At 73.7% G+C, this 22,681-nt stretch carries 19 protein-coding genes; 11 read left to right on the top strand and 8 right to left on the bottom strand.

Annotation, left to right across the window (positions count from 1 at the left end; translation table 11 throughout):
• Positions 1–762 precede the first annotated feature (762 nt).
• The 3 genes from ACFWJB_RS07420 (at position 763) to ACFWJB_RS07410 (ending at position 4,864) form a co-directional block, all read left to right on the top strand.
• A complete protein-coding gene (locus ACFWJB_RS07420) occupies positions 763–1,707 on the top strand; it encodes an SCO0930 family lipoprotein (RefSeq protein WP_386920915.1) in 945 nt (314 codons plus the stop codon).
• Between the two features lie 203 nt (positions 1,708–1,910).
• Positions 1,911–2,723 (top strand): SAM-dependent methyltransferase, encoded by an 813-nt coding sequence (locus ACFWJB_RS07415; RefSeq protein WP_385466550.1) that lies wholly within the window; start codon positions 1,911–1,913, stop codon positions 2,721–2,723.
• On the top strand, positions 2,720–4,864 hold the full coding sequence (locus ACFWJB_RS07410) for a putative bifunctional diguanylate cyclase/phosphodiesterase (RefSeq protein ID WP_385466547.1): 2,145 nt from the start codon (positions 2,720–2,722) through the stop codon (positions 4,862–4,864). Before ACFWJB_RS07415 ends, ACFWJB_RS07410 begins: the two co-directional genes overlap by 4 nt.
• A 141-nt stretch (positions 4,865–5,005) precedes the next feature.
• On the opposite strand, the gene ACFWJB_RS07405 is transcribed toward ACFWJB_RS07410, so the two are convergent.
• Positions 5,006–5,890, bottom strand: a complete 885-nt coding sequence (locus tag ACFWJB_RS07405; protein ID WP_385466544.1) for a LysR family transcriptional regulator — start codon at positions 5,888–5,890, stop codon at positions 5,006–5,008.
• A 130-nt stretch (positions 5,891–6,020) separates the two neighbouring features.
• Here ACFWJB_RS07405 and ACFWJB_RS07400 point away from each other — a divergent pair, with 130 nt between their 5' ends.
• From ACFWJB_RS07400 to ACFWJB_RS07375, 6 genes are all read left to right on the top strand, one after another.
• A complete protein-coding gene (locus tag ACFWJB_RS07400; RefSeq protein WP_385466566.1) occupies positions 6,021–6,692 on the top strand; it encodes a succinate dehydrogenase in 672 nt (223 codons plus the stop codon).
• A 1-nt stretch (position 6,693) separates the two neighbouring features.
• Positions 6,694–8,643 (top strand): fumarate reductase/succinate dehydrogenase flavoprotein subunit, encoded by a 1,950-nt coding sequence (locus ACFWJB_RS07395; protein WP_385466541.1) that lies wholly within the window; start codon positions 6,694–6,696, stop codon positions 8,641–8,643.
• Positions 8,640–9,389: a succinate dehydrogenase/fumarate reductase iron-sulfur subunit gene (locus ACFWJB_RS07390; RefSeq protein WP_385466538.1), complete on the top strand. Its 750-nt coding sequence runs from the start codon at positions 8,640–8,642 to the stop codon at positions 9,387–9,389. Before ACFWJB_RS07395 ends, ACFWJB_RS07390 begins: the two co-directional genes overlap by 4 nt.
• Positions 9,390–9,646: 257 nt before the next feature.
• Positions 9,647–10,420 (top strand): GNAT family N-acetyltransferase, encoded by a 774-nt coding sequence (locus ACFWJB_RS07385; protein WP_386920819.1) that lies wholly within the window; start codon positions 9,647–9,649, stop codon positions 10,418–10,420.
• Positions 10,417–11,259, top strand: a complete 843-nt coding sequence (locus ACFWJB_RS07380; RefSeq protein ID WP_386920817.1) for a lysophospholipid acyltransferase family protein — start codon at positions 10,417–10,419, stop codon at positions 11,257–11,259. The genes ACFWJB_RS07385 and ACFWJB_RS07380 overlap by 4 nt, the downstream gene beginning before the upstream one ends.
• 72 nt (positions 11,260–11,331) lie before the next feature.
• Positions 11,332–12,237: a DUF2382 domain-containing protein gene (locus ACFWJB_RS07375; RefSeq protein WP_386920815.1), complete on the top strand. Its 906-nt coding sequence runs from the start codon at positions 11,332–11,334 to the stop codon at positions 12,235–12,237.
• A 43-nt stretch (positions 12,238–12,280) separates the two neighbouring features.
• Here ACFWJB_RS07375 and ACFWJB_RS07370 read toward each other — a convergent pair whose 3' ends face one another.
• A complete protein-coding gene (locus tag ACFWJB_RS07370) occupies positions 12,281–14,626 on the bottom strand; it encodes an ATP-binding cassette domain-containing protein (protein WP_386920813.1) in 2,346 nt (781 codons plus the stop codon).
• Between the two features lie 55 nt (positions 14,627–14,681).
• A complete protein-coding gene (locus ACFWJB_RS07365) occupies positions 14,682–15,701 on the bottom strand; it encodes an LLM class flavin-dependent oxidoreductase (RefSeq protein WP_386920811.1) in 1,020 nt (339 codons plus the stop codon).
• An 87-nt stretch (positions 15,702–15,788) separates the two neighbouring features.
• Here ACFWJB_RS07365 and ACFWJB_RS07360 point away from each other — a divergent pair, with 87 nt between their 5' ends.
• Positions 15,789–16,280, top strand: coding sequence for a hypothetical protein (locus ACFWJB_RS07360; protein ID WP_386920809.1), 492 nt, complete (start codon positions 15,789–15,791; stop codon positions 16,278–16,280).
• A 51-nt stretch (positions 16,281–16,331) separates the two neighbouring features.
• On the opposite strand, the gene ACFWJB_RS07355 is transcribed toward ACFWJB_RS07360, so the two are convergent.
• Complete coding sequence (locus tag ACFWJB_RS07355; RefSeq protein WP_385466518.1) at positions 16,332–16,547, bottom strand: dodecin; 216 nt, start codon at positions 16,545–16,547, stop codon at positions 16,332–16,334.
• A 279-nt stretch (positions 16,548–16,826) separates the two neighbouring features.
• On the opposite strand from ACFWJB_RS07355, the gene ACFWJB_RS07350 reads away from it, so the two are divergent.
• Positions 16,827–18,092, top strand: coding sequence for an extracellular solute-binding protein (locus ACFWJB_RS07350; protein ID WP_386920806.1), 1,266 nt, complete (start codon positions 16,827–16,829; stop codon positions 18,090–18,092).
• A 29-nt stretch (positions 18,093–18,121) separates the two neighbouring features.
• Here ACFWJB_RS07350 and egtD read toward each other — a convergent pair whose 3' ends face one another.
• Genes egtD through egtA form a run of 4 tightly spaced genes read right to left on the bottom strand, consistent with a single transcriptional unit; the run spans position 18,122 to position 22,564 of the window.
• The gene (gene egtD / locus ACFWJB_RS07345; RefSeq protein ID WP_386920804.1) at positions 18,122–19,084 is read right to left on the bottom strand and encodes an L-histidine N(alpha)-methyltransferase; all 963 of its coding nucleotides are present in this window, start codon (positions 19,082–19,084) and stop codon (positions 18,122–18,124) included.
• The gene (egtC, locus tag ACFWJB_RS07340; RefSeq protein WP_386920802.1) at positions 19,081–19,890 is read right to left on the bottom strand and encodes an ergothioneine biosynthesis protein EgtC; all 810 of its coding nucleotides are present in this window, start codon (positions 19,888–19,890) and stop codon (positions 19,081–19,083) included. The genes egtD and egtC overlap by 4 nt, the downstream gene beginning before the upstream one ends.
• A complete protein-coding gene (gene egtB / locus ACFWJB_RS07335; RefSeq protein WP_386920800.1) occupies positions 19,890–21,269 on the bottom strand; it encodes an ergothioneine biosynthesis protein EgtB in 1,380 nt (459 codons plus the stop codon). Before egtB ends, egtC begins: the two co-directional genes overlap by 1 nt.
• On the bottom strand, positions 21,266–22,564 hold the full coding sequence (gene egtA / locus ACFWJB_RS07330; protein ID WP_385466503.1) for an ergothioneine biosynthesis glutamate--cysteine ligase EgtA: 1,299 nt from the start codon (positions 22,562–22,564) through the stop codon (positions 21,266–21,268). Before egtA ends, egtB begins: the two co-directional genes overlap by 4 nt.
• Positions 22,565–22,681: the final 117 nt, after the last annotated feature.

Below are 22,681 nucleotides of genomic sequence, written 5' to 3'. Positions count from 1 at the left end.
GGCGCGGCGCCGGCGTGGCCGACGGGGCGGGCGCGGGAGGGGCGGGCCGGTCGGGCGTCCGTGGGGGCGCCGGTGCCGGTGTGGGGGTGGGCGTCGGGCGGGCCGGGGCCGGGGCCGGGCGCGGAGGCGGCGGCTCGGGCTTCGGGGCGGGCGGCGGCGGAGGTTTCGGGGCGGGCGGGGGCGGAGGAGTGGGCTTCGGCGTCGGTGGCGGCGGCGGTGGTGGTGTCGGTGTCGGTGTCGGGGTGGGAGTGGGCGGCGGGGGCGTGGGCTCCGGGCACGGCGGGAAGGTGGGCCAGGAGAAGCTCCCGGCGACCGCCACCGCCTCGGTGCCGCCCGGGCCCGTCGACGCCCACGCGCAGGCGTCGGCCCGCGCCGTGCCGACCGGCACGCCGACGAGCGTGAACGTCAGCGTCACCAGGGCCAACACCCGGCCTGCGACGCCGGATCGGGTCGGTTCAGGTCCTTGCACGACGAGATCATCGGGTTTGGCGCGCGGTGCCACGCGGGAGAACCCGGCGATTGCCCCGAAGGAGGGACATGAGCCGGTCGGCGGTTTGACCGGCCGCCGGCCCGCCGCGCCGGGATGCGTACTCACGTGCGCACTCCGGGGGGAGGTGTCCCTCCGCCCGCCGCACCCGGGGCGGGCGGCCGCGAAGAATTCCGCGTCCCGGTTGAACACAACCCGCACCGTCGTGCGTACCCAGTGTCGTGCGGCGGGCCAGCAGGGCGCCGTAACACCGTTGCGATGATCGGGGATTGACCATGAAGACCTCCTGGCGGAGCGCCTCACTCGCGGCGAGCGCTGCGGCGGTGCTGGCACTGACGACGGCGTGCGGCCAGGACGGCGGCAGCACCACGGGCAGCCAGAACGTCGGTGCGACGGCCGCTCCCGGTGACGTCGGCAGCATCGGGGCCGGAGCCGGGACCGGCGAGGGTCTCGGTGCCAAGGGAGGGCAGGCCTCCGCGGTTCCGCCCGCCTCCGCCGGCAAGCTGTCCGCCACCGCGAACGCCGAGCTCGGCGAGGTCGTGACCGACGGCGCGGGCCGCACCCTGTACCGGTTCGACGAGGACACCGCCCAGCCGCCGGAGACGACGTGCGAAGCCGACTGCGCGACGGCCTGGCCGCCGGTGGCGGCGGACGACGCCATCGCCGGCGAGGGCATCGACAAGTCGCTGCTCGGCGAGGTCACCCGCGCCGACGGCACCAAGCAGCTCACCATCGGCGGCTGGCCGGCGTACCGCTACGCCAAGGACGCCGTCGGGGAGGTCAAGGGCCAGGGCGTCGGCGGCAAGTGGTACGCGCTCGCCCCCGACGGCAAGAAGGCGAAGGCCGCCGACGCGGCGGGACTGTCCACCCGCAACGACCCCGAACTCGGCGAGATCGTCGTCGACGGGAACGGCATGACCGTCTACCGCTTCATGAAGGACGAGGCGTGGCCGAAGCCGGTCTCCGCGTGCACCGGGGCCTGCCTGGAGAAGTGGCCGGTCGTGGCCCCCGTCGAGGCGAACGACACCAAGGGCGTCGTCAAGAAGGGCCTGATGAGCTTCACCCGGCCCGACGGCGCCGCGCAGCAGACGGTCGACTGCTGGCCGATCTACACCTTCGCGGGGGACAAGAAGGCCGGCGACACCAACGGCCAGGGCGTCGGCGGCACCTGGTACGCCGTCGCCCCCGACGGGAAGCCGGTCGGCGCCCCGAAGAAGTGACGGCACCCTCCCCGGGGCCGTCCCCTCCGCCCGCACTCGGAGGGGACGGCCCCATTCGCGCGCTTTGGCGTGCCTTGGCGCCCGGCACGTGCCGCAGGCAGTGACCGGGAACGGACGGTCGGTCTCCGCTCGGGCTCGCCCCATTGACGGGCGATCAGTAGCCTCAGCTCGAACACCGGATCGCCCGAGCCTTGGAGAGATAGATGGAGCGTCCCGCCTGGGCCCCACGGAGCATCGACATCTCGGTGCCGAGCGTGTCCCGCATCTACGACTTCTACCTGGGCGGTTCGCACAACTTCGAGGTCGACCGCGAAGCGGCCCGCAGGGCCATGGAGTTCATGCCGGGACTCCCCAGGATCATGCAGGCGAACCGGGCGTTCATGCGCCGCGCCGTGCGCTTCGCGGCCGCCGAGGGCATCGACCAGTTCCTCGACATCGGTTCCGGCATCCCCACCTTCGGCAACGTCCACGAGGTGGCCCGGGCGGCCCGGCCCGGGGCCCGTGTGGTGTACGTCGACCACGACCCGGTCGCGGTCGCGCACAGCCAGGCGGTCCTGGAGGGCGCCGAGGACGCGGACGTGGTGGCGGCCGACCTGCTCAAGCCGCAGGACATCCTCACCAGCCCCCAGGTGGAGCGGCTGATCGACCTGAATCGGCCGGTGGCCCTCCTGCTCGTCGCCATACTGCACTTCGTGGAAGACGCGGACGACCCCTGCGCGGCGGTGGCCGAGCTGCGCGACGCGCTCGCACCCGGCAGCATGCTCGTCCTCACGCACGCCACGTACGAGGGAATCCCGCTGCCCGCCGAGCGTGCCGCGGGCGCGGTGGACGTGTACAAGGACATCCGCAATCCGCTGATCATGCGTTCGCGCGACGAGATCGCCCGGTTCTTCGAGGGGTACGACATGGTGGAACCCGGACTGGTTCCCTTGCCGCACTGGCGGCCCGAGACGGCGCCGGAGGACGAGGACCCGTACGCCTTCTCCGGCATCGCGGGCGTGGGGCGTACGGCGTGACCGCGGCACCGGACGGACCGGAGGACAGACTCCGCAGGTTCGCGACGATCTGGAGCCGAGCGGTGTTCCCGGTGACCTCGACGTCTTCGACCCGTCCCGAGTTCGAGGAGGAACTGCTCCCGCTGGCCCGCCGGTTGAGCGCGCTGCTGCGGGCCCACGGCCTCGACACCGGCGAGGCGAAGGCGGTCGGCGCCGCGCTCGTGGACGTGCACTGCACCGACCCCGACGCGCTCGCCCGCACGCTGGACTGCGTGGACGCCTACCTGGTGCTGTACTGCGGCGAGGGCGGCGACCCCGAGGACCTGCGGGCACGTTCCGCGCGCATCCAGCACGCCATGGCGGCGGGGTACGCCGGGGCGCTGCGCCGCCGGACGCTGGCCGAGCAGGAGGCCATCGCGCAGGCCGCGCTCAAGGCACAGGGCGTGGTGGCCGAGGCCCTGCACGCCAGTGAGGCCCGCTTCCGCGCGGTGTTCGAGGGAGCCGCCATAGGCATCGGCATCGCCGACCTCGACGGCAACATCCTTCAGGTCAACGGCGCCCTGACCCGTATGTTCGGGCTGACCGACCCGTCGTTGCGCGGCCGCAACGTCAGGGAGTGGACCCACCCCGACGACGCGCCGCAGACCTGGCGGCTCTACCAGGAGCTGGTGCGCGGCGAGCGCGAGGCCTACCACTGCGAGAAGGCCTTCTACCGGCCCGACGGCACGGTGCTGTGGACCAACCTGACCGTCTCCCTGCTGCGCGACGCCGACGGCAGCCCGCAGTACCAGCTCGCGCTGATGGAGGACACCACCGAGCGCCGCCTGCTCAATCTGCGGTTGCGCTACGAGGCCACCCACGACGCGCTCACCGGCCTGCCCAACCGCGCCTTCTTCTTCGAGCGCCTGGAGAAGGCCCTCGGCGCGGGACCGGGCCAGCGGTTCGGCCTGTGCTACCTCGACCTCGACGGCTTCAAGACCGTCAACGACAGCCTCGGCCACGCGGCCGGCGACCGGCTGCTCGTGGAGGTCGCCGACCGGCTGCAGGCCTGCGCCACCGCGCCCGGCGAGATGGTCGCCCGGCTCGGCGGCGACGAGTTCGTGGCGCTGACCACCGGCCCGGACACCCGGCACGAGGTGGACGAGCTCGCCGGGCGCATCATGAACGCGCTGCTCGCGCCCATCAGCGTCGACGGCCGCGAACTGACGGTGCGCGGCAGCATAGGCGTGGTCGAGGGCCCGGCGGGCGAACGCAGCCCGGCGGAGGTGCTGCGCAGCGCCGACATCACCATGTACCGGGCCAAGTCGGCGGGCGGCAACCGCTTCGAGCTCGCCGACCCCGAGGCCGACGCCCGGGTCATCACCCGGCACGGGCTGACGACCGCGCTGCCGGCGGCCCTGGAGCGGGGCGAGTTCTTCATCGAGTACCAGCCGCTGGTGCACCTCGGCGACGGCAGTGTGCACGGCGCCGAGGCCCTGGTGCGCTGGCTGCACCCGCAGCACGGCGTCCTCGGCCCGGACCGGTTCATCCCGCTCGCCGAGCACACCGGGCTGATCGTCCCGCTGGGCCGCTGGGTGCTGGAGCAGTCCGTGCGGCAGGCCCGCGTGTGGCGGGAGCGGTACGGCGGGACGACCGCGGCGGGGCCGCTGCGCATCAACGTCAACCTCTCGCCCTGCCAGCTCACCCACCCCCGCCTGGTCCAGGACACCGTCGACATCCTGGAGCGCACCGGCGTGGCACCCGACGCGCTCTGCCTGGAGGTGACGGAGTCCGCGCTGATCGGCGCGGACGACGACCTGCTGAAGCCGCTGCGCCGGCTCGCCGAGATGGGCGTGGACATCGCCCTGGACGACTTCGGCACCGGCTACTCCAACCTCGCCAACCTGCGCCGGCTGCCGGTGAGCGTCCTCAAGCTGGACCGCTCCTTCACCCAGAGCATGCAGCAGTTCCCGGCCGACCCGGTCGACCTCAAGATCGTGGACGGCATCGTCGCCCTCGCCCACAGCCTGGACCTCAAGGTCACCGTGGAGGGCGTGGAGACCGGCGCCCAGGCCGAGCAGCTGCGCATCCTGGGCTGCGACACGGCCCAGGGCTGGTACTACGCCCGGCCGGGCCCGCCGGACCGCCTGCACGACCTGGCCCTGGTCGACGCGACGGGCTGACCGGGGGCACCCCGGACGGGCGGTGGCCCGTGGGCCCCGGTGGCCGCCGGTACAGGGGCCGGCTCCGCGTGGGGCCGGCTCCGTGCGGGGCCGTCACCGTGCGGGGCCGGTTCCGCGGGGGGCCGGCTCCGTGCGGGGCCGTCACCGCTCCAGCAGCATCCGCTGCAGCTCCCGTGCCGCCCGGGGCGGAGCGACGTCGCTGCGGTGCGCGAGCGCGATCGTCCGGTGCAGTCCGGGCCGGGCCAGCGGCGTGACCCGCAGGCCCCGCCCGGACCGCGCCGCCACCATCCGGGGCACCACCGCCATCCCCAGCCCCGCCCGCACGAAGCCCAGCACCGCGTCCATCTCCCCGCCCTCCACCGCGAAGTCCGGCTCGAACCCCGCGGAGCGGCACGCGGCCACCGTCAGTTCCCGCAGGTCGTAGCCGTGCCGGAACATCACCAGCCGCTCGCCCTCCAGGTCGGCGATCCGTACCGTCCGCCGCCCGCCGCCCGGCCGGGGCGCCTCCGGCGACGACACCACCACCAGGTCCTCCCGCAGCAGCTCCACCGTGGTGAGGGCCGGGGACGCGGTGGGCAGCGGCAGCACGACCAGCGCCAGGTCGAGCGCGCCGCGGGCCAGCTCCCGTACCAGGTCGTGCGAGCCGCCCTCCTCGATCAGCAGCCGGACACCGGGATAGCGGTCGTGGAAGGCGCGCAGCACGTCGGGGAGCAGGCCGGTGCACAGGCTCGGTGTCGCGCCGAGCCGGACCCGCCCGCTGCGCAGCTGCACCAGCTCCAGCACCTCGTGCCGCGCGGTGTCCGCGTCGGCCAGGATGCGCCGGGCCAGCGGCAGCAGCGCCTCCCCGGCGTCCGTCAGCGTGATGTTGCCCCGCGCCCGCAGGAAGAGATCCGCGCCCAGCTCCCGCTCCAGCGCCTTGATCTGCTGCGACAGCGACGGCTGAGCCACGTGGACGGTCTCGGCGGCCCGGGTGAAGTGCCGGGTCTCGGCGACCGCCACGAAGTACTGGAGCTGCTGGAACTGCATGCCCCCAGCATAGATCCCGATAGGCGGAACCTATGGAAACGAGGCGGACCATGTCTTGGACCGATGACCCCTCACCCCCGTAGCGTCTGGTGGCATGGCTCTGGCAACGCGGACGGACCGACGGCCGTCCATGGCGCGCACCGTGTGGGACTCGTCCGTCGGCAAGAAGACAGTGATGGCGGTCAGTGGTCTCGTCATGCTGCTCTACCTGGTCGCCCACATGATCGGCAACCTGAAGATCTTCTTCGGGACGAGCGAGTTCAACCACTACGCCCACTGGCTGCGCACGGTCGGCGAGCCGTTCATGCACTACGAGTGGACGCTGTGGCTGATCCGCGTCGTGCTGGTCGTCGCCGTCGTCGCCCACGCCACGTCCGCGTACCAGCTCAGCCGCCGCGACATCAAGGCGCGGCCCAGCAAGTACGTGCACAAAAAAGCGGGCTCGAGCTACGCGACCCGCACCATGCGCTGGGGCGGGGTCATCCTCGGCCTGTTCATCGTCTGGCACATCCTGGACCTGACCACGGGCACCGTGCACTCCGGCGGCTTCGAGACCGGCAAGCCCTACCAGAACGTGGTGGACACCTTCTCCACCTGGTACGGCAACGTCGTCTACATCGTCGCGATGCTCGCCCTCGGCCTGCACATCCGGCACGGCTTCTGGTCCGCCGCCCAGACCCTCGGCGCCGGCAGCCGCACGCGCGACCGCGCCCTGAAGACCGTCGCCAACGTCCTCGCGCTGCTGCTCACGGCCGGCTTCGTCGCCGTTCCCGTGGGCGTCATGACCGGAGTGGTGAGCTGAGATGACAACCTACGCCGACTACACGACCGGAGAGCCGGTCGCCGACACCAAGGCCCCCGCCGGGCCGGTCAACGAGCGCTGGGACAGGCGCCGTTTCGAGGCGAAGCTGGTCAACCCCGCCAACCGGCGCAAGCAGACGGTCATCGTCGTCGGCACCGGCCTGGCGGGCGGCTCGGCCGGCGCCACCCTGGCCGAACAGGGCTACCGCGTCGTGCAGTTCTGCTACCAGGACTCGCCGCGCCGCGCCCACTCCATCGCCGCGCAGGGCGGCATCAACGCGGCGAAGAACTACCGCAACGACGGCGACTCCGTCCACCGGCTGTTCTACGACACCGTCAAGGGCGGCGACTTCCGCTCCCGCGAGTCCAACGTGCACCGGCTCGCGCAGATCTCCGTCGAGATCATCGACCAGTGCGTGGCCCAGGGCGTGCCCTTCGCCCGCGAGTACGGCGGCCTGCTCGACACCCGCTCCTTCGGCGGCGTCCAGGTCTCGCGCACCTTCTACGCCCGCGGCCAGACGGGCCAGCAGCTCCTGCTCGGCGCCTACCAGGCGCTCAGCAGGCAGATCGCGGCCGGCAACATCGAGATGCACCCGCGCACCGAGATGCTCGACCTGATCGTCGTGGACGGGCGGGCGCGCGGCATCGTCGCCCGGGACCTGATCACCGGGAAGATCGACACGTACTTCGCGGACGCCGTGGTCCTCGCCTCCGGCGGCTACGGCAACGTCTTCTACCTGTCGACCAACGCCATGAACTCCAACGCCACCGCGATCTGGCGGGCGCACCGGCGCGGCGCGTACTTCGCCAACCCCTGCTTCACCCAGATCCACCCGACGTGCATCCCGCGCACCGGCGACCACCAGTCCAAGCTGACGCTGATGAGCGAGTCGCTGCGCAACGACGGCCGGATCTGGGTGCCGAAGGCCAAGGGCGACGACCGGCCGCCGAACAGGATCCCCGAGGACGAGCGCGACTACTACCTGGAGCGCATCTACCCGTCCTTCGGCAACCTGGTGCCCCGCGACATCGCCTCCCGCGCCGCCAAGAACGTCTGCGACGAGGGCCGGGGCGTGGGCCCCGGCGGACAGGGCGTGTACCTGGACTTCGCCGACGCGATCCGGCGCATGGGCCGCAAGGCCGTCGAGGCCAAGTACGGCAACCTCTTCGACATGTACCAGCGGATCACCGACGAGGATCCGTACCAGGTGCCCATGCGGATCTACCCGGCCGTGCACTACACGATGGGCGGCCTGTGGGTCGACTACGACCTCCAGACCACCGTCCCCGGCCTGTTCGCCGTCGGCGAGGCCAACTTCTCCGACCACGGCGCGAACCGGCTCGGCGCCTCCGCGCTGATGCAGGGCCTGGCGGACGGCTACTTCGTCCTGCCGGCCACCATCAACGACTACCTCGCCCGCCACCCGCACAAGGACGAGGTCGACGACGACCACCCGGTGGTGCGGGAGGTGCTGGCCGAGACCGAGGACCGGCTCAACCTGCTCCTCTCGGTCGACGGAGACCGCACCCCGGACTCCTTCCACCGCGAACTCGGCGAGCTGATGTGGGAGTTCTGCGGCATGGCCCGCACCGAATCCGGCCTGCGCAAGGCCCTCGCACGCATCCCGCAGATCCGCGAGGAGTTCTGGCGGCGCATCAAGGTCCCGGGGACCGGCGAGGAGTTCAACCAGTCGCTGGAGAAGGCCAACCGCATCGTCGACTACCTGGAGCTCGCCGAGCTGATGTGCCTCGACGCGCTGCACCGGTCCGAGTCCTGCGGGGGCCACTTCCGCGAGGAGTCCCAGACCCCCGACGGCGAGGCGGCCCGCAAGGACGACGAGTTCGGGTATGCCGCCGCCTGGGAGTTCACCGGCACCGGCGAGGCTCCCGCCCTGCACAAGGAAGACCTGGTCTTCGAGTACGTCCACCCCACCCAGCGGAGCTACGCATGAAGCTCACCCTGCGCGTCTGGCGCCAGAAGAACGCCGACGCCGAAGGCGCCATGTCCACGTACGAGGTGGACGGGATCTCGCAGGACATGTCGTTCCTGGAGATGCTCGACACCCTCAACGAGGAACTCATCCTCAAGGGCGAGGACCCCGTCGCCTTCGACCACGACTGCCGCGAGGGCATCTGCGGCGCCTGCTCGCTGGTCATCAACGGCGACGCCCACGGCCCCGAGCGCACCACCACCTGCCAGCTGCACATGCGGTCCTTCGAGGACGGCGACACCATCGACGTCGAGCCGTGGCGGGCCGCCGCCTTCCCGGTCGTGAAGGACCTGGTCGTCGACCGCTCGGCCTTCGACCGCATCATCCAGGCCGGCGGCTACGTCACCGCGCCCACGGGTGCCGCGCCGGAGGCGCACGCGACGCCGGTGCCCAAGCCGGACGCCGACTTCGCCTTCGAGCACGCCGAGTGCATCGGCTGCGGGGCCTGCGTCGCCGCGTGCCCGAACGGGGCGGCGATGCTGTTCACCTCCGCGAAGATCAACCACCTGAACGTCCTGCCGCAGGGCGCGCCCGAGCGGGAGACGCGGGTGCTGGACATGGTCGCGCAGATGGACGACGAGGGCTTCGGCGGCTGCACGCTCGCCGGCGAGTGCGCGACGGCCTGCCCGAAGGGCATCCCGCTGATGTCGATCACCAGCATGAACAAGGAGTGGCTGCGGGCGACGCGGAAGGTGACGAAGCGGTAGTCGCCCCCGCGGGCCGCGGGTACCTCGTGGCCCGCCGCGCACGCCCCCGCGGCCCGTCCATGGGGCGCGCCCAGTGAACGTTCGCCGGAAGGTGCGGACGGGCGGGGCCGGGAGAGGTGCTCCTCCCGGCCCCGTCTCGCTGTCCCGCCCCTGGCATTCAGCAACCCCACACCCGCTCTCCCGGCACCGGTCACGCACAGGACAGCCCGCGTCGGAAGAACTGTGGCGGACCCGGCCCCGTCACCAGGAGAGCACCCATGACCGGTGTACTGACCGCAGACCGCGCTCCGGCGCCCGCCGCACCCCCTCGCTACACCGTCGGCCTCGCCCGCGACGAGGAGGAGGTGCGCGAGGCCCAGAGGCTGCGGCACGACGTCTTCGCCGGGGAGATGGGCGCCCTGCTGGCGAGCCCGCGGCCCGGGTACGACATCGACCCCTTCGACGCCCACTGCGACCACCTGCTGGTGCGCGAGGAGACGACCGGGCAGGTCGTCGGCACGTACCGGCTGCTGCCGCCGGAACGCGCCGCGATCGCCGGACGGCTGTACGCGCAGGGCGAGTTCGACCTCACGGCACTGGACGCGATCCGGCCCTCCCTGGTCGAGGTCGGCCGTTCCTGCGTGCACCCCGATCACCGGGACGGCGCGGTGATCGGGCTCATCTGGGCAGCTCTGGCGAGTTACATGAGCGAGCGGGGCCACGAGTGGCTCGCGGGCTGCTGCTCGATCCCGCTCGCCGACGGCGGCGCCCTCGCCGCCGCCGCATGGGACCGGGTCCGCAGCAGGCACCTGGCACCCGAGGAGTACCGCGTCCGGCCGCTGCTGCCCTGGACGCCCGGCGCCGCGGCGCCCGCAGCCCGCGACCGACTGCCCGCCCTGCTGCGCGGCTACCTCCGCCTCGGCGCCTGGGTCTGCGGGGAGCCCGCGCACGACGTGGACTTCGGCGTGGCCGACCTGTACGTGCTGCTGCCGATGAGCCGCGTCGACCAGCGCTACCTGCGGCACTTCCGCTCGCTGCTGCCGGCCCGATGAGCGCCTGGCTGCCCGTCGCGCCCTGCACTCCGGGGGCCTGCCTGGAGCCCGTCCGGACCCCGGTCGGCGTACCGCGCGCGGTGCTGCGGCTGACGGCGGTCGCCGTCCTCCTCCTCGCCGGGAGCGCGGTCGCGCTGTCGCCGCTGCGGGAGCGGGTGCCGGCCGCCCTGGTGCGGAGCTGGTGCCGGTGGACCGTGCGCGCCGCCGGCGTCCGGGTGCGTGTCACGGGCGCCGCCGTGCCCACCGGCGGCCTGCTGCTGGTCGCCCACCACGTCTCCTGGCTGGACGTCCCGTTGCTCGCCGCCGTACGCCCGGCCCGGATGCTGGCCAAGAGCGAGATACGGCGGTGGCCGGTGGCCGGGCCGCTCGCCGCGCGCGGGGGAGCCCTGTTCATCGAACGGGACCGTCTGCGGGCGCTGCCGGACACGGTCGCCGTGGTCGCGGGGGCGCTGCGCGGGGGAGCCGCGGTCGCCGCGTTCCCCGAGGGCAGCACCTGGTGCGGGCGCGCGCGGGGCCGCTACCGCCGGGCCGTGTTCCAGGCCGCGCTCGATGCCGGCGTGCCGGTCCAGCCGGTCCGCATCCGTTACCGCACCGGAGGGCGGACGCCGAGCACCGCGCCCGCCTTCGTCGGCGAGGACACGCTGCTCGCCTCCCTGTGGCGGGTGGCGACGACGCGCGGGCTGACGGCCGAGGTGGAGGTGCTTCCGGCCGTTCCGCCCGGCCGCCACCGCGACCGCCGCTCCCTGGCCTCCGCGGCCCAGCTCGCGGACCCGGGGACGGGGACCGGCGGCCACGGTCACCAGCGGAAAGCACCTTCGAAAAGTATGTGCCCTTTGTGAGGTATGCGCCGTTTTCGGGCTGCTGATGCGGACAGTCGGAGTACAGACACTCCGGAAGGAGGGTGATGGCAGATGATCACCCGTGAAGAGATCGCCGACCTCCTGGACCATCCGGTCTACGACGGGGACGGCAACAAGATCGGCGACGCCAAGCACGTCTTCTTCGACGACATGACCGGGCGTCCCGAGTGGGTGAGCGTGAAGACCGGCATGTTCGGCTCCAACGAGTCGTTCGTGCCCATCCGCGACGCCTCGCTGGTGCACGACCACCTGGAGGTCCCGTACCGCAAGGACCAGGTCAAGGGCGCGCCCAATGTCGACGTCGACGCGGGCGGCCATCTGTCGGAGGCAGAGGAGCACCGGCTGTACGACTACTACGGCATCAACTGGGACAGCGTGCTGTCCGAGGCGGAGCGCACCGACGACATCGGGCGGGCCGAGGGCCCCGGCACCACGGGTACGGCCGGTACGGCCGGAGCGGCCGGAGCGGCCGGGGCAGCCGGAGTGGCGGGCACGGCGGGCGCGGGCACGGCGGACACCACCGGGCGCGAGAGCGCACCGGGCCGCAGGGGCATGCCCGGCGACGACGCCATGACCCGCTCGGAGGAGCGGATGCACGTCGGCGTCGAGGAGCACGAGGTCGGCCGGGCCAGGCTGCGCAAGTACGTGGTCACCGAGGAGGTCGAGCAGACCGTTCCGGTGCGCCACGAGGAGGTCCGCGTGGAACGCGAGCCGATCACCGACGCCAACCGGGACGAGGCGATGGCCGGACCGGATCTCGGCGAGGCCGAGCACGAGGTCACGCTGCACGAGGAACGCGCCGTCGTGGAGACCGAGACGGTGCCGGTCGAACGGGTCCGGCTCACCACGGAGGAGCACATCGAGAACGAGACCGTGCGCGGCCGGATCCGCAAGGAGCGCATCGAGGCCGAGACGGAGCGCACGGCCGAGGACGACACCCGGCGGGGCCGCGAGTAGCGGGCCGCCACCGTCCGGCAGGGCGCGCGCCGGTGGAACGGTCTCACCGGCGCGGCCCGCCGTGCACGACCTCGGCCAGATACGGCGCGGTGGCGCTTCCCGCCGCCCCCGCCACCTCGGCCGGAGGGCCCGCGGCGACGATCCGCCCGCCCGCGTCGCCGCCGCCCGGCCCCAGGTCGATCACCCAGTCGGCACCCGCCACCACGGTCATGTCGTGCTCCACCAGGATCACCGTGTGCCCGGCGTGGACCAGGCCGTGCAACTGACGCATCAGCACCTCGACATCGGCCGGGTGCAGACCGGTGGTCGGCTCGTCCAGGAGGTACAGGGTGTGGCCGCGGCGGCCGCGCTGGAGCTCGCTCGCCAGCTTGATGCGCTGCGCCTCCCCGCCGGACAGCTCCGTCGCGGGCTGGCCGAGCCGAAGGTAGCCGAGACCGACGTCGAGCAGCGCGGCCAGGCTCCGCGCCACCGTGGGTGTGTCCGTGAAGAACTCCGCCGCACCCTCCACGGTCAGGTCCAGTACCTCGGCGATGTTCCGCCCCCGGTAAGCCACTTCGAGCGTCTCGGGGTTGTAGCGCGCTCCGCCGCAGTCCGGGCACGGCGCGTAGGTGCTCGGCAGGAACAGCAGCTCGACGCCGACGAACCCCTCGCCCTGGCAGGTCTCGCAGCGTCCGCCCGGCACGTTGAAGGAGAACCGGCCGACGCCGTACCCCCGTTCGCGTGCCGCGTCGGTGGCGGCGAAGACCTTGCGCACGACGTCGAACAGGCCCGTGTACGTGGCCAGGTTGGACCGCGGGGTGCGGCCGATCGGCTTCTGGTCCACGGAGACCAGCCGCTCCACACCCGGCGCCTCCTGGGTGACGGCGCCGATGAGCGTCGACTTCCCGGATCCGGACACGCCGGTCACCGCCGTGAGCACGCCCAGGGGGAACTCGGCGCTCACCCCGTGCAGGTTGTGCCGGGTGACCGGCCCCACCGTCAGGGTGCCCCGGGACCGGCGCACCTCGCGGACGGGAGCGGGGGAGCGGTCGAAGAGGTGGCGGGCGGTGGCCGACTCCGCGACCTCGGCGAGCCCGGCCACCGGACCGCTGTACAGCACGCGCCCGCCGTGCTCGCCCGCCCGCGGACCGACGTCCACGATCCAGTCGGCGCCGCGCATCACCGCGAGGTGGTGCTCCACCACGAACACCGAGTTGCCCGCCGACTTCAACCGCTCCAGCACCGTCAGCAGGGCCTCGGTGTCCGCCGGGTGCAGGCCCGCGGAAGGCTCGTCGAGGACGTAGACGACGCCGAACAGCCCGGAGCGCAGCTGGGTCGCCAGCCGCAGCCGTTGCAGCTCCCCCGCCGAGAGCGTGGGGGCGGGGCGGTCGAGGCTCAGATAGCCGAGGCCCAGCTCGACGACGGGCGTGATGCGGGAGGTCAGGTCGGCCGTGAGCACCCGTGCCGTCTCGTCGCCCGTCGGCAGCAGCCCGGTGAGTTCCGTCAGCGGCAGCGCGGCCAGCTCGGCGATGGAGCGGCCGCCCACGGTCACCGCGAGGGCCTCCGGCCGCAGCCGGCCGCCGCCGCACACCGGGCAGGGCGCGCTGGTGAGGAACCGCTCGGCCTTCGCCCGCAGCGTCGCGCTCTTCGAGTCCGAGAACGTCTTCATCACGTACCGGCGGGCACTCATGTACGTGCCCTGGTACGGCCGCTGGATGCGGCCGGCCTCCCGCACCGGGTGCACGGTGACCACCGGCTGCTCGTCCGTGAACAGGATCCACTCCCGCTCCTCGGCGGGCAGCTCGCGCCACGGCCGGTCCACGTCGTGGCCGAGCGCGTCGAGGACGTCCCGCAGGTTCTTGCCCTGCCAGGCGCCGGGCCACGCCGCGACGGCGCCGTCCCGGATCGACAGCGACGGGTCGGGGACGAGCAGTTCCTCGGTCGTACGGTGCACCCGGCCGAGCCCGTGGCACTCGGGGCACGCCCCGGCCGCCGTGTTGGGCGAGAAGGCGTCCGAGTCGAGCCGCGCGGCGCCGGGCGGGTACTCCCCGGCGCGCGAGAACAGCATCCGCAGGGAGTTGGACAGGTTCGTGACCGTGCCGACCGACGAACGGGACGTCGGCGCCGCCCGGCGCTGCTGGAGCGACACGGCCGGAGGCAGCCCGGTGATCTCGCCGACCTTCGGCGCGCCGACCTGCTGGATCAGCCGGCGGGCGTAGGGCGCGACCGACTCGAAGTAGCGCCGCTGCGCCTCCGCGTAGACGGTGCCGAAGGCGAGCGACGACTTGCCGGAGCCCGACACGCCGGTGAACACGGCCACCACGTCCCGCGGGACGTCGACGTCCACGCCCCTGAGGTTGTGCTCACGGGCGCCGCGAACGCGGACGTACGGGTCGTGGGGGCTGTGCATCGGGGAACTCTCCGTACGGTCTTCGGTCACGGCCGGCGGGACAAACCCCGCGATTCTATGCCGGGTCGGCTCGCGTGCCCGCGCCGGTGACGCGGGCGAGCCGCCGGTAGGAGTCCAGCAGGGCCTCGCGGTCGTGGGTGCTGGTGGTCACCAGCACTTCCTGGGCGCCGGTCGCCCTCAGGAGCGCCTCCAGTTCGGCGGCGACCTGCTCCTCGGTGCCCGCGATGTGACCGGCCAGGCCGGACTCGTACAGCTCGCGCTCCCTGGCGGTCATCGACCGGGCCTCGACGTCCTCGGCCGGCGGCAGCGGCGGGAAGGTGCCGCGGGTGCGGGCGTGGGCCATGGACCACGCCTCCGGGAGCAGCAGGCGCCGGGCGGCCTGCGGGGTGCCGGCCACGGCCACGGTGCCCGAGACGACGACGTACGGCTCCCGGCTCCATCCGGATGGGCGGAAGGCCGCGCGGTAGCGGTCGATGCCGCGCAGCATCCGGTCGCGGTCGCGCAGGTCGCCGATGACCATCGGCAGGCCCGCGCGGGCGGCGACGGCCGCGCCCTCGCCCATGGCCAGGACGAACGGCGGCACGGTCAGCCCCTCCGCGGGGCGGGCGTGCACACCCGTGGGGGACGTCCCCCGGAACCAGCCCAGCAGCTCCGCCAGTTGGGCGTCGAAGTCCTCGGCGTCGTCCTTGCCGCGGCCCAGCGCCCTGCGCACGCCGTCGGTGAAGCCCACCGACCGGCCGAGGCCCATGTCGATCCGGCCCGGGAACAGCGACTCCAGCACGCCGAACTGCTCGGCGACGACCAGGGGCCGGTGGTTGGGCAGCATCACGCCGCCGGTGCCGACCCGGATGCGGCGCGTGGCGGCGGCGACGGCGGCGGCCAGCACCGTCGGCGCCGAGCCGGCCACTCCGGGCACGCCGTGGTGCTCCGCCACCCAGAACCGGTGGTAGCCGAGCCGCTCCGCCTCCCGCGCCAGTGACACGGTGTCGCGCAGCGCCTCGGCGCCGGTGCCGCCCTCGCGGACGCGGGAGCGGTCGAGGACGGAGAAGCGGGTCGTCGCGATCACTGAGCTCACACCGGGTTCAACGCGTGCGAGGCGTCAGGATTCCCGGCCCGGGGCGCGCGCTCGGCCCACCGGGCGCGACGGCCCTACGGTGGGGGTGTGACCGACAGCAGCAGGCCTCCGCTGGCCGTGTTCGACCTGGACAACACCCTCGCCGGCACCGCGCACCGGCAGCGCTTCCTGGAGCGCCGGCCGCGTGACTGGGACGCCTTCTTCGCCGCCGCGCCCCATGACCCGCCGCTGCCGGAGGGCATCGCGCTGGTGCGCGCGAGCGCGGGGGAGTGCGAGATCGTCTACCTGACCGGGCGGCCCGAGCGCTGCCGGCGCGACACGCTCGACTGGCTGGCCGCGCAGGGGCTCCCCGAGGGGCGGGTGTACATGCGGGGCAACGCCGACCGCCGGCCCGCCCGGCGCACCAAGCTGGAGATCCTGCGGCGGCTCGCCCGCACCCGGGAGATCCGCGTCCTGGTCGACGACGACGCGCTGGTGTGCGACGACGCCGAACGGGCCGGCTTCACCGTCGTCCGCGCGGACTGGGCCACCGGGTCGGCCGAGCTGAAGGACGCGCAGGAGCGCCAGGGGCGTACCTGACCGCCCCGGCACCCGCCGTCGCCGCGCGCCTCGCCGGCGTCCGCCGGGGCGTCAGTCCGACTCCTCCAGGCGGAAACCGACCTTCAGCCCCACCTGCCAGTGGGCGACCTCGCCCTCCTCGATCTGGCCGCGCACCTGGGTGACCTCGAACCAGTCCAGGTTGCGCAGGGTCCGCGAGGCGCGGCCGATGGCGTTGCGGACGGCCTGGTCGACGCCGTCGGGCGAGGTGCCGACGATCTCGGTGACCCGGTAGGTGTGGTTCGACATGCGGGTGCTCCCTTCCCGGGGGCCGGTGGCGGTGACGCGTGTGCCGTGTGTCACTCCACCGTGCCCCACGCGGCGACGGAGCGCGAGACGTCGGCGTCCCCTCCGGCCGTCCCCGCCCCCGTCCCGTTGGGGCCTCCCCCTTGACCTGTGCATTGGTCCATACCAAAATCCCCTACACCCGTACGAGCCTCACGCTCGTCCCCCCACGTCGGGTTTCCCTTCGCGTGCGCGGGACCCACCGGTCCGTCACCGACACCTGTTCGACCAGAAGGACCCCTCGTGAGACGTCGCCTCCTCGCCCTTGTCTGTGCCTCCGCCACCCTGCTCGGCGGCTGCGGCCTGATGTCCTCGGACGGCGGCGGCGGGCGGCGCGCCGTCACCGTGTGGCTGATGAAGGGCAGCGCCTCGGACGACTTCCTCAAGCGCTTCGCCGAGGACTTCGAGCGCGAACACCCCGGCCTCGAACTCGACATCCGCATCCAGGAGTGGACCGGCGTCGGCGAGAAGGTGCAGACCGCGCTGAAGTCCGACGGCGGCGACGGGCAGCCGGACGTCATCGAGGTCGGCAACACCCAGGTCCCGCAGTACGCCGAGGGCGGCCGGCTGGAGGACCTGACGCTGGAGTCGATGCGGGACTGGGGGATCCGCGACTGGCTGCCCGGCCTCGCCGAACCGGGGGAGTACCTGTCCCAGCAGTTCGGCATCCCCTGGTACGCCGCCAACCGCGTCGTCATCTACCGCAAGGACATGTTCGAGCAGGCGGGCATCACCGGACCGCCGCGTACCCGCGACGAGTGGCTGACCGCCACCGAGAAGCTCGACCACGGCACCGACCAGGGCATCTACCTGGCCGGACAGGACTGGTACACGCTGGCCGGGTTCATCTGGGACGAGGGCGGCGACCTGGCCAAGGAGAGCGGTGGCGCCTGGACGGGCGCGCTGGACAGCCCGGCCGCCCTGCGCGGCATGGACTTCTACCGCGAACTCCAGGCCCTGGGCGAGGGACCCGTGGACGCCGACGAGGAACACCCCTCGCAGGCCGGTGTGTTCGCCAAGGGCAGGGTCGCCCAGATCATCGCCGTGCCGGGGCTCGCCCAGTCCATCCTGCGCGAGAACCCCGGTCTCAAGGACAAGCTGGGCTTCTTCCCCGTGCCCGGCAAGAGCGCCGACGCGCCCGGGGCCGTGTTCACCGGCGGATCCGACCTCGTCGTACCGGAGAACACCGACGACCGGGACGGCGCCGTCGCCGTGCTGGAGGCCCTCACCTCGGCCAAGTGGAACACCGACCTGGCCCGCACCATGAACTACGTCCCCAACAAGAAGTCGCTGGCCGCGGACGTCGCCGGCGAGGACGGGGTCGAGGCGATGGCCGCCGGCGCGGCCCGGGGCCGGGCGACCCCCGGCACCCCCCTGTGGGGTGCCGTCGAGGCGGACAACCCCATCAAGGAGTACATGACCAAGGTGCTCAAGGGCGCCGAGCCACGGCCGGAGGCCGAGCGGGCCTCCGACCGCGTCACCGCGCTCCTGGACCCCAACGCCCGCTGACGCGGCGCCGGGCCCCGGGCACGTCCGGCTCAGCGCGCCCGGCTCAGCGACAGCGCGAAGCGTCCCTCGCCGTCGGTCCACCAGTGGGTGAGGTCCAGCCCGGCCGCCGCCAGTTCCGTCCGCACGCCCTCGCGGCGGAACTTCGCGGACACCTCGGTGCGCACTTCCTCGCCGGCGGCGAAGTCCACGGCCAGGTCGAGCGCCTGGATCTTCACCGTCTGCGCCGTGCGCGAGCGCAGCCGCATCTCGATCCACTCCCGCTCCGCGTCCCACACCGCGACGTGGTCGAAGGCCGCGGGCACGAAGTCGGCCTCCAGCTCGCGGTTGATCACGGCCAGGACGTTCTTGTCGAACGCGGCCGTCACCCCGGCCGCGTCGTCGTAGGCCCGCACCAGCACCCGCTCGTCCTTCACCAGGTCCGTGCCCAGCAGCAGCGCGTCGCCGGGCGCGAGCAGCGCACGGACGGACGCCAGGAACGCGGCCCGCTCGGCGGGCAGCAGGTTGCCGATCGTGCCGCCGAGGAACGCCACCAGCCGGGGGCCCGGCGTGTCCGGAAGCGTGATTCCGGCGGTGAAGTCGGCGATCAGCGCGTGCACATCCAGCCCCGGCCGCTCGGCGGCGATCGCCCGTCCGGCCTGTGTGAGCGCGCTCTCGCTCACGTCGACCGGCACGTACGCCTCCAGCCCGGTCAGCGCGTCCAGCAGGTGCCGGGTCTTCTCCGACGAGCCCGAGCCCAGCTCGACCAGGGTGCGGGCGCCGGTCGCCGCGGCGACCTCGCCGGCCCTGTCGACGAGGATCTCCCGCTCCGCCCGGGTGGGGTAGTACTCGGGCAGCCCGGTGATCTCCTCGAACAGCTCGCTGCCCCGGGCGTCGTAGAACCACTTCGGCGGCAGTGACTTGGGGTCACTCGTCAGGCCCGTCCGGACGTCGGCGCGCAGGGCGGCGTCCGTGGTGTCCTCGGGCAGCGTGCGGGTGAGGCGGAACGGGCTCACGTGCGGGGCTCCTTCGCAGCCGGGGCGGCCGTGGCCGCGGGTACCAGGGTGTTCTCGCGCGGGTCCTCGAGGGGGGTCAGCAGCACGTCCGTGCCGCTCGCCGCGAGCAGGGTGCGGTCGGGGACCTCCTGCCAGTGCGGGTCGTCGTCGTACGGCTCGGAGGCGACGACCGTGCCGCCGCCCGGCCGGGCCAGGTACCAGAGGGTGTCGCCCCAGGCGGTGGCCGCGATGGTCTCGCCGTCCGTGAGCAGCAGGTTCAGCCGCGAGGCGGGCGAGGCCGCGGCGACCTCCAGCACCGTGTCGGCCAGTGCCCGGGGGCCGGTGCCCCCGGCGCGCAGCCGGTGCAGGACCAGGGCCCACACGAGCGCCGAGTCGTTGCGGGCCTCCAGCGACAGCAGGTCCCCCGCCGGGAGGGACCCCGCCACCCGGTCCAGCGAACCGGGCCAGCCCGCCACGGCGCCGTTGTGGCTGAACAGCCAGGGCCCCGCGGCGAACGGTGCCGCCGCGGCCTCCGCGTCGGCACCCGCCAGCGTCGCGTCCCGCACCGCGGCCAGCAGCGCGCCGGCGCGCACCACCCGGGCCAGGTCGGCGAAGGACTGGTCCGCCCAGATCGGCCCGGCCCGGCGGTAGCGCCCCGGCACCGGGTCGCCCTCCGCGTACCAGCCGACGCCGAACCCGTCGGCGTTGACCGTGCCGTACCGCTGGTGCCGGGGGGCCCAGGACTGGCGGTACAGGGCGTGCTCCGGCTCCACCAGGAGGCGGCCCAGCGGCTCCGGGGGGCCGACGTACGCCAGATGGCGGCACATCAGGAGGCCTCCGTGGTGCGGGCGGTGCGGAAGCCGGAGAAGATCTGCCGCCGGATCGGGTAGTCCCAGTTGCGGAAGGTGCCCCGGCAGGCCACCGCGTCCACGGCGAACGAACCGCCGCGCAGCACCTTGTGGTCCGGCCCGAAGAACACCTCCGAGTACTCCCGGTACGGGAACGCCCGGAAGCCGGGGTACGGCGCGAAGTCGCTCGACGTCCACTCCCAGACGTCGCCGATCAACTGCCGCACGCCGAGCGGGGACTCGCCGGCCGGATAGCTGCCCGCGGGTGCCGGGCGCAGATGCCGCTGACCGAGGTTGGCGTGCTCCGGGCCCGGGTCGTCGTCGCCCCACGGATAGCGCATGGAGCGGTCACCGGCCGGGTCGTACCGCGCGGCCTTCTCCCACTCGGCCTCGGTGGGCAGCCGCCGCCCGGCCCAGCGGGCCCACGCGTCGGCCTCGTACCAGCACACGTGCACCACCGGCTCGTCGGGCGGCACCACCTCGGTGACGCCGAAGCGGCGCCGCAGCCACTGCCCGCCGTCCCGGCGCCAGAACAACGGGGCCGTGATCGAGTGGCGCCGGATGTGGTCCCAGCCCTCCGGCGCCCACCAGCGCGGATCCGAGTAGCCTCCGTCCTCGATGAACGCCTGGTACGCGGCGTTGGTCACCGGCGTGGTGTCGATGAGGAACGGGGCCACCTCACGCCGGTGCGCGGGCCGTTCGTTGTCCAGGGCCCACGGCTCGTCCGAGGTGCCCATCGTGAACGGGCCGCCCGGCACCAGGACCTCCGCCGGACCGGTGAACAGCGGTACCGGCTCCGGGTCCGGGGCGGTCAGGGCCTGTGGGCCCCTGCGGAGCTGGTGGGTGATCAGCATGGTCTCGTCGTGCTGCTGCTCGTGCTGGGCGATCATCCCGAAGGCGAAGCCCGCCTCCGTCAGCCGCGTGCCGTGGAACGCGGCGCCCTCCAGCACGTCCAGGGCCCGGCCGCGCACGTCCGCCGCGTACCGGCGGGCCTCGTCCGGCGGCAGCAGCGGCAGCGCGGGGCGCTCGGCGCGCGGGTGCTCGAAGGCGTCGTACAGGCTGTCGATCTCGGGCCGTATCGCCTCCTGCCCGCCGACGGCGCGCAGCAGCCACTGCTCCTCCTGGTTGCCTATGTGCGCGAGGTCCCACACCAGCGGGGACATCAGCGGCGACACCTGGGCGGTCAGGTCGGGGCCCTCCACGCAACTGGTCAGCAGCGTGGTCCGGTCACGTGCCGTGACGAGCGTGGCCAGCGCCCGCTCACGCAGCGTCTCGGGGTCCGGCCGGGGGCCGGCCGCGGGCTCGGCGGCGGGGCCCGTGGCCGGGCCGCGGGGGCTGTCCGTGGCGGAGTCGGTCATGGGGTCTCCCTCCCGTGCGGGCCGCGGCCCGCGCCGTCGTGCGCGTCCAGCAGGTCGTCGGCGGGACAGCGGCCCCGGGCGACATAGCGGTCCAGGTACGCCGCGACGGCGTCCGTCACCCCGGTGGTGGCGCCGAGCCGGGGCAGCGCGTCGAGCGCCGCCGCGAAGCACACGGCGGCCGCGTCCCGCAGTTCCGGATCGGTGAGGGCGTCGCGGGCCGCGTCCCGGTACAGCGGGTTGTGCGGGGCGGACAGGCCGAGGGTGCGCTCGGTGAGGCGCTTCACGGCCCGGTAGGCGGTCTCGGACGCCTCCTGGTCGTCGAACAGCGCCGCCGTCACGGCGAGCGGCACGATCCAGCCGTCGTCCCCGGGCTGCGCGTCGATCATGCGCAGCTCCAGGTGCCCGCGCGGTCTGACCGGTGGGAACAGCGTGGTGAGGTGGTAGTCGAGATCCTCCTCGGTCGGGGCCCCGGGCGACCGGGTCCTGGTCCACTCGCGGAAGGTCATGCCCTCGGGCACGTCCCAGGGGCCGCGGTCCCGGCGTACGCACATCACCGGGGCGTCCAGCACGTGGCGGGCCCAGGCGCGGCGCGGGTCGGCGTCCAGGGGCGGGCCGCCCGCCCGGGCGGTGCCGATCTGCGTCCACCGCAGCTGCCGCGTGGACCGCCAGCCGGTGGGCCGGCCGCCGGACAGCGGGGAGTTGGCGAACGCCGCCACCAGGACCGCGCCCAGCTGGTGGGCGAGCCACCAGCGGCGGACGTGACCGAGCGTGCCGGGCTCCTCGTGCCCGGCGTCCAGGCACACCTGCACGGAGGCGGTGGCGCACATCATGAAGCGGCCCGCGGACCCGGTTCGGTCGAGGCAGGCCTCCATGGCGTCGTACCGCGCCTGGCGCAGGAACCGGCGGGGGGAGTGCCGGGGCTCGTGGCCGAGGCCGACCAGGGCGAGCCCCTCCTTCCCCAGGACCGCACGGACGGCGTCGAGGTCGGCGGAGACGGCGCGGACGCACTCCGTCAGGGAGGCGGCGGGCAGCGAGCTCAGTTCCAGCTGGCCGCCGGGTTCGACGGTCAGCGCCGAACCGAGGGGCACGGTCCGCAGCGTGGCGTAGACCGCTTCGAGTCGTTCGGATGTCACGGGGAGCCACGGCGCGCGCGGCTCGTGGATCAGCCACTCCACCTCGACGCCGAGGCGCGCGGGCGGGCCGGTCTTGAAGCAGATGCCCTGGACCAGCGCCTCGGCCTCGGCTTCCGTGACGGGGGTGCGCGGCCGCGTACAGCCGCTTACCGCATCGGACATGTCGGGATCCTCCTGAGATTCCACCATGTCGCCGACCCTCTTCGGGGTGGGCCGGGTCGGCACACTCGTCCCACCCAAGACCCTCGCGCCGCTCCGCACAAGGGTGCATATCGGGAC

Origin of the sequence: Streptomyces sp. NPDC127100, assembly GCF_042724095.1 — a bacterium.
GTDB lineage: Bacteria > Actinomycetota > Actinomycetes > Streptomycetales > Streptomycetaceae > Streptomyces.
The sequence above is the reverse complement of the archived record's forward strand: the minus strand, read 5'-3'. Positions and strand labels throughout refer to the sequence as shown.

What these genes read in the sequence shown, in the direction of transcription:
- egtB (WP_386920800.1), bottom strand. Translation starts at nt 21,269, where the DNA reads ATGACCGACTCCGCCACGGACAGCCCCCGCGGCCCGGCCACGGGCCCC.
- ACFWJB_RS07420 (WP_386920915.1), top strand. Translation starts at nt 763, where the DNA reads ATGAAGACCTCCTGGCGGAGCGCCTCACTCGCGGCGAGCGCTGCGGCG.
- ACFWJB_RS07400 (WP_385466566.1), top strand. Translation starts at nt 6,021, where the DNA reads ATGGCGCGCACCGTGTGGGACTCGTCCGTCGGCAAGAAGACAGTGATG.
- egtA (WP_385466503.1), bottom strand. Translation starts at nt 22,564, where the DNA reads ATGTCCGATGCGGTAAGCGGCTGTACGCGGCCGCGCACCCCCGTCACG.
- ACFWJB_RS07415 (WP_385466550.1), top strand. Translation starts at nt 1,911, where the DNA reads ATGGAGCGTCCCGCCTGGGCCCCACGGAGCATCGACATCTCGGTGCCG.
- ACFWJB_RS07390 (WP_385466538.1), top strand. Translation starts at nt 8,640, where the DNA reads ATGAAGCTCACCCTGCGCGTCTGGCGCCAGAAGAACGCCGACGCCGAA.
- ACFWJB_RS07405 (WP_385466544.1), bottom strand. Translation starts at nt 5,890, where the DNA reads ATGCAGTTCCAGCAGCTCCAGTACTTCGTGGCGGTCGCCGAGACCCGG.
- ACFWJB_RS07370 (WP_386920813.1), bottom strand. Translation starts at nt 14,626, where the DNA reads ATGCACAGCCCCCACGACCCGTACGTCCGCGTTCGCGGCGCCCGTGAG.
- ACFWJB_RS07375 (WP_386920815.1), top strand. Translation starts at nt 11,332, where the DNA reads ATGATCACCCGTGAAGAGATCGCCGACCTCCTGGACCATCCGGTCTAC.
- ACFWJB_RS07385 (WP_386920819.1), top strand. Translation starts at nt 9,647, where the DNA reads ATGACCGGTGTACTGACCGCAGACCGCGCTCCGGCGCCCGCCGCACCC.
- ACFWJB_RS07395 (WP_385466541.1), top strand. Translation starts at nt 6,694, where the DNA reads ATGACAACCTACGCCGACTACACGACCGGAGAGCCGGTCGCCGACACC.
- ACFWJB_RS07355 (WP_385466518.1), bottom strand. Translation starts at nt 16,547, where the DNA reads ATGTCGAACCACACCTACCGGGTCACCGAGATCGTCGGCACCTCGCCC.
- egtC (WP_386920802.1), bottom strand. Translation starts at nt 19,890, where the DNA reads ATGTGCCGCCATCTGGCGTACGTCGGCCCCCCGGAGCCGCTGGGCCGC.
- ACFWJB_RS07380 (WP_386920817.1), top strand. Translation starts at nt 10,417, where the DNA reads ATGAGCGCCTGGCTGCCCGTCGCGCCCTGCACTCCGGGGGCCTGCCTG.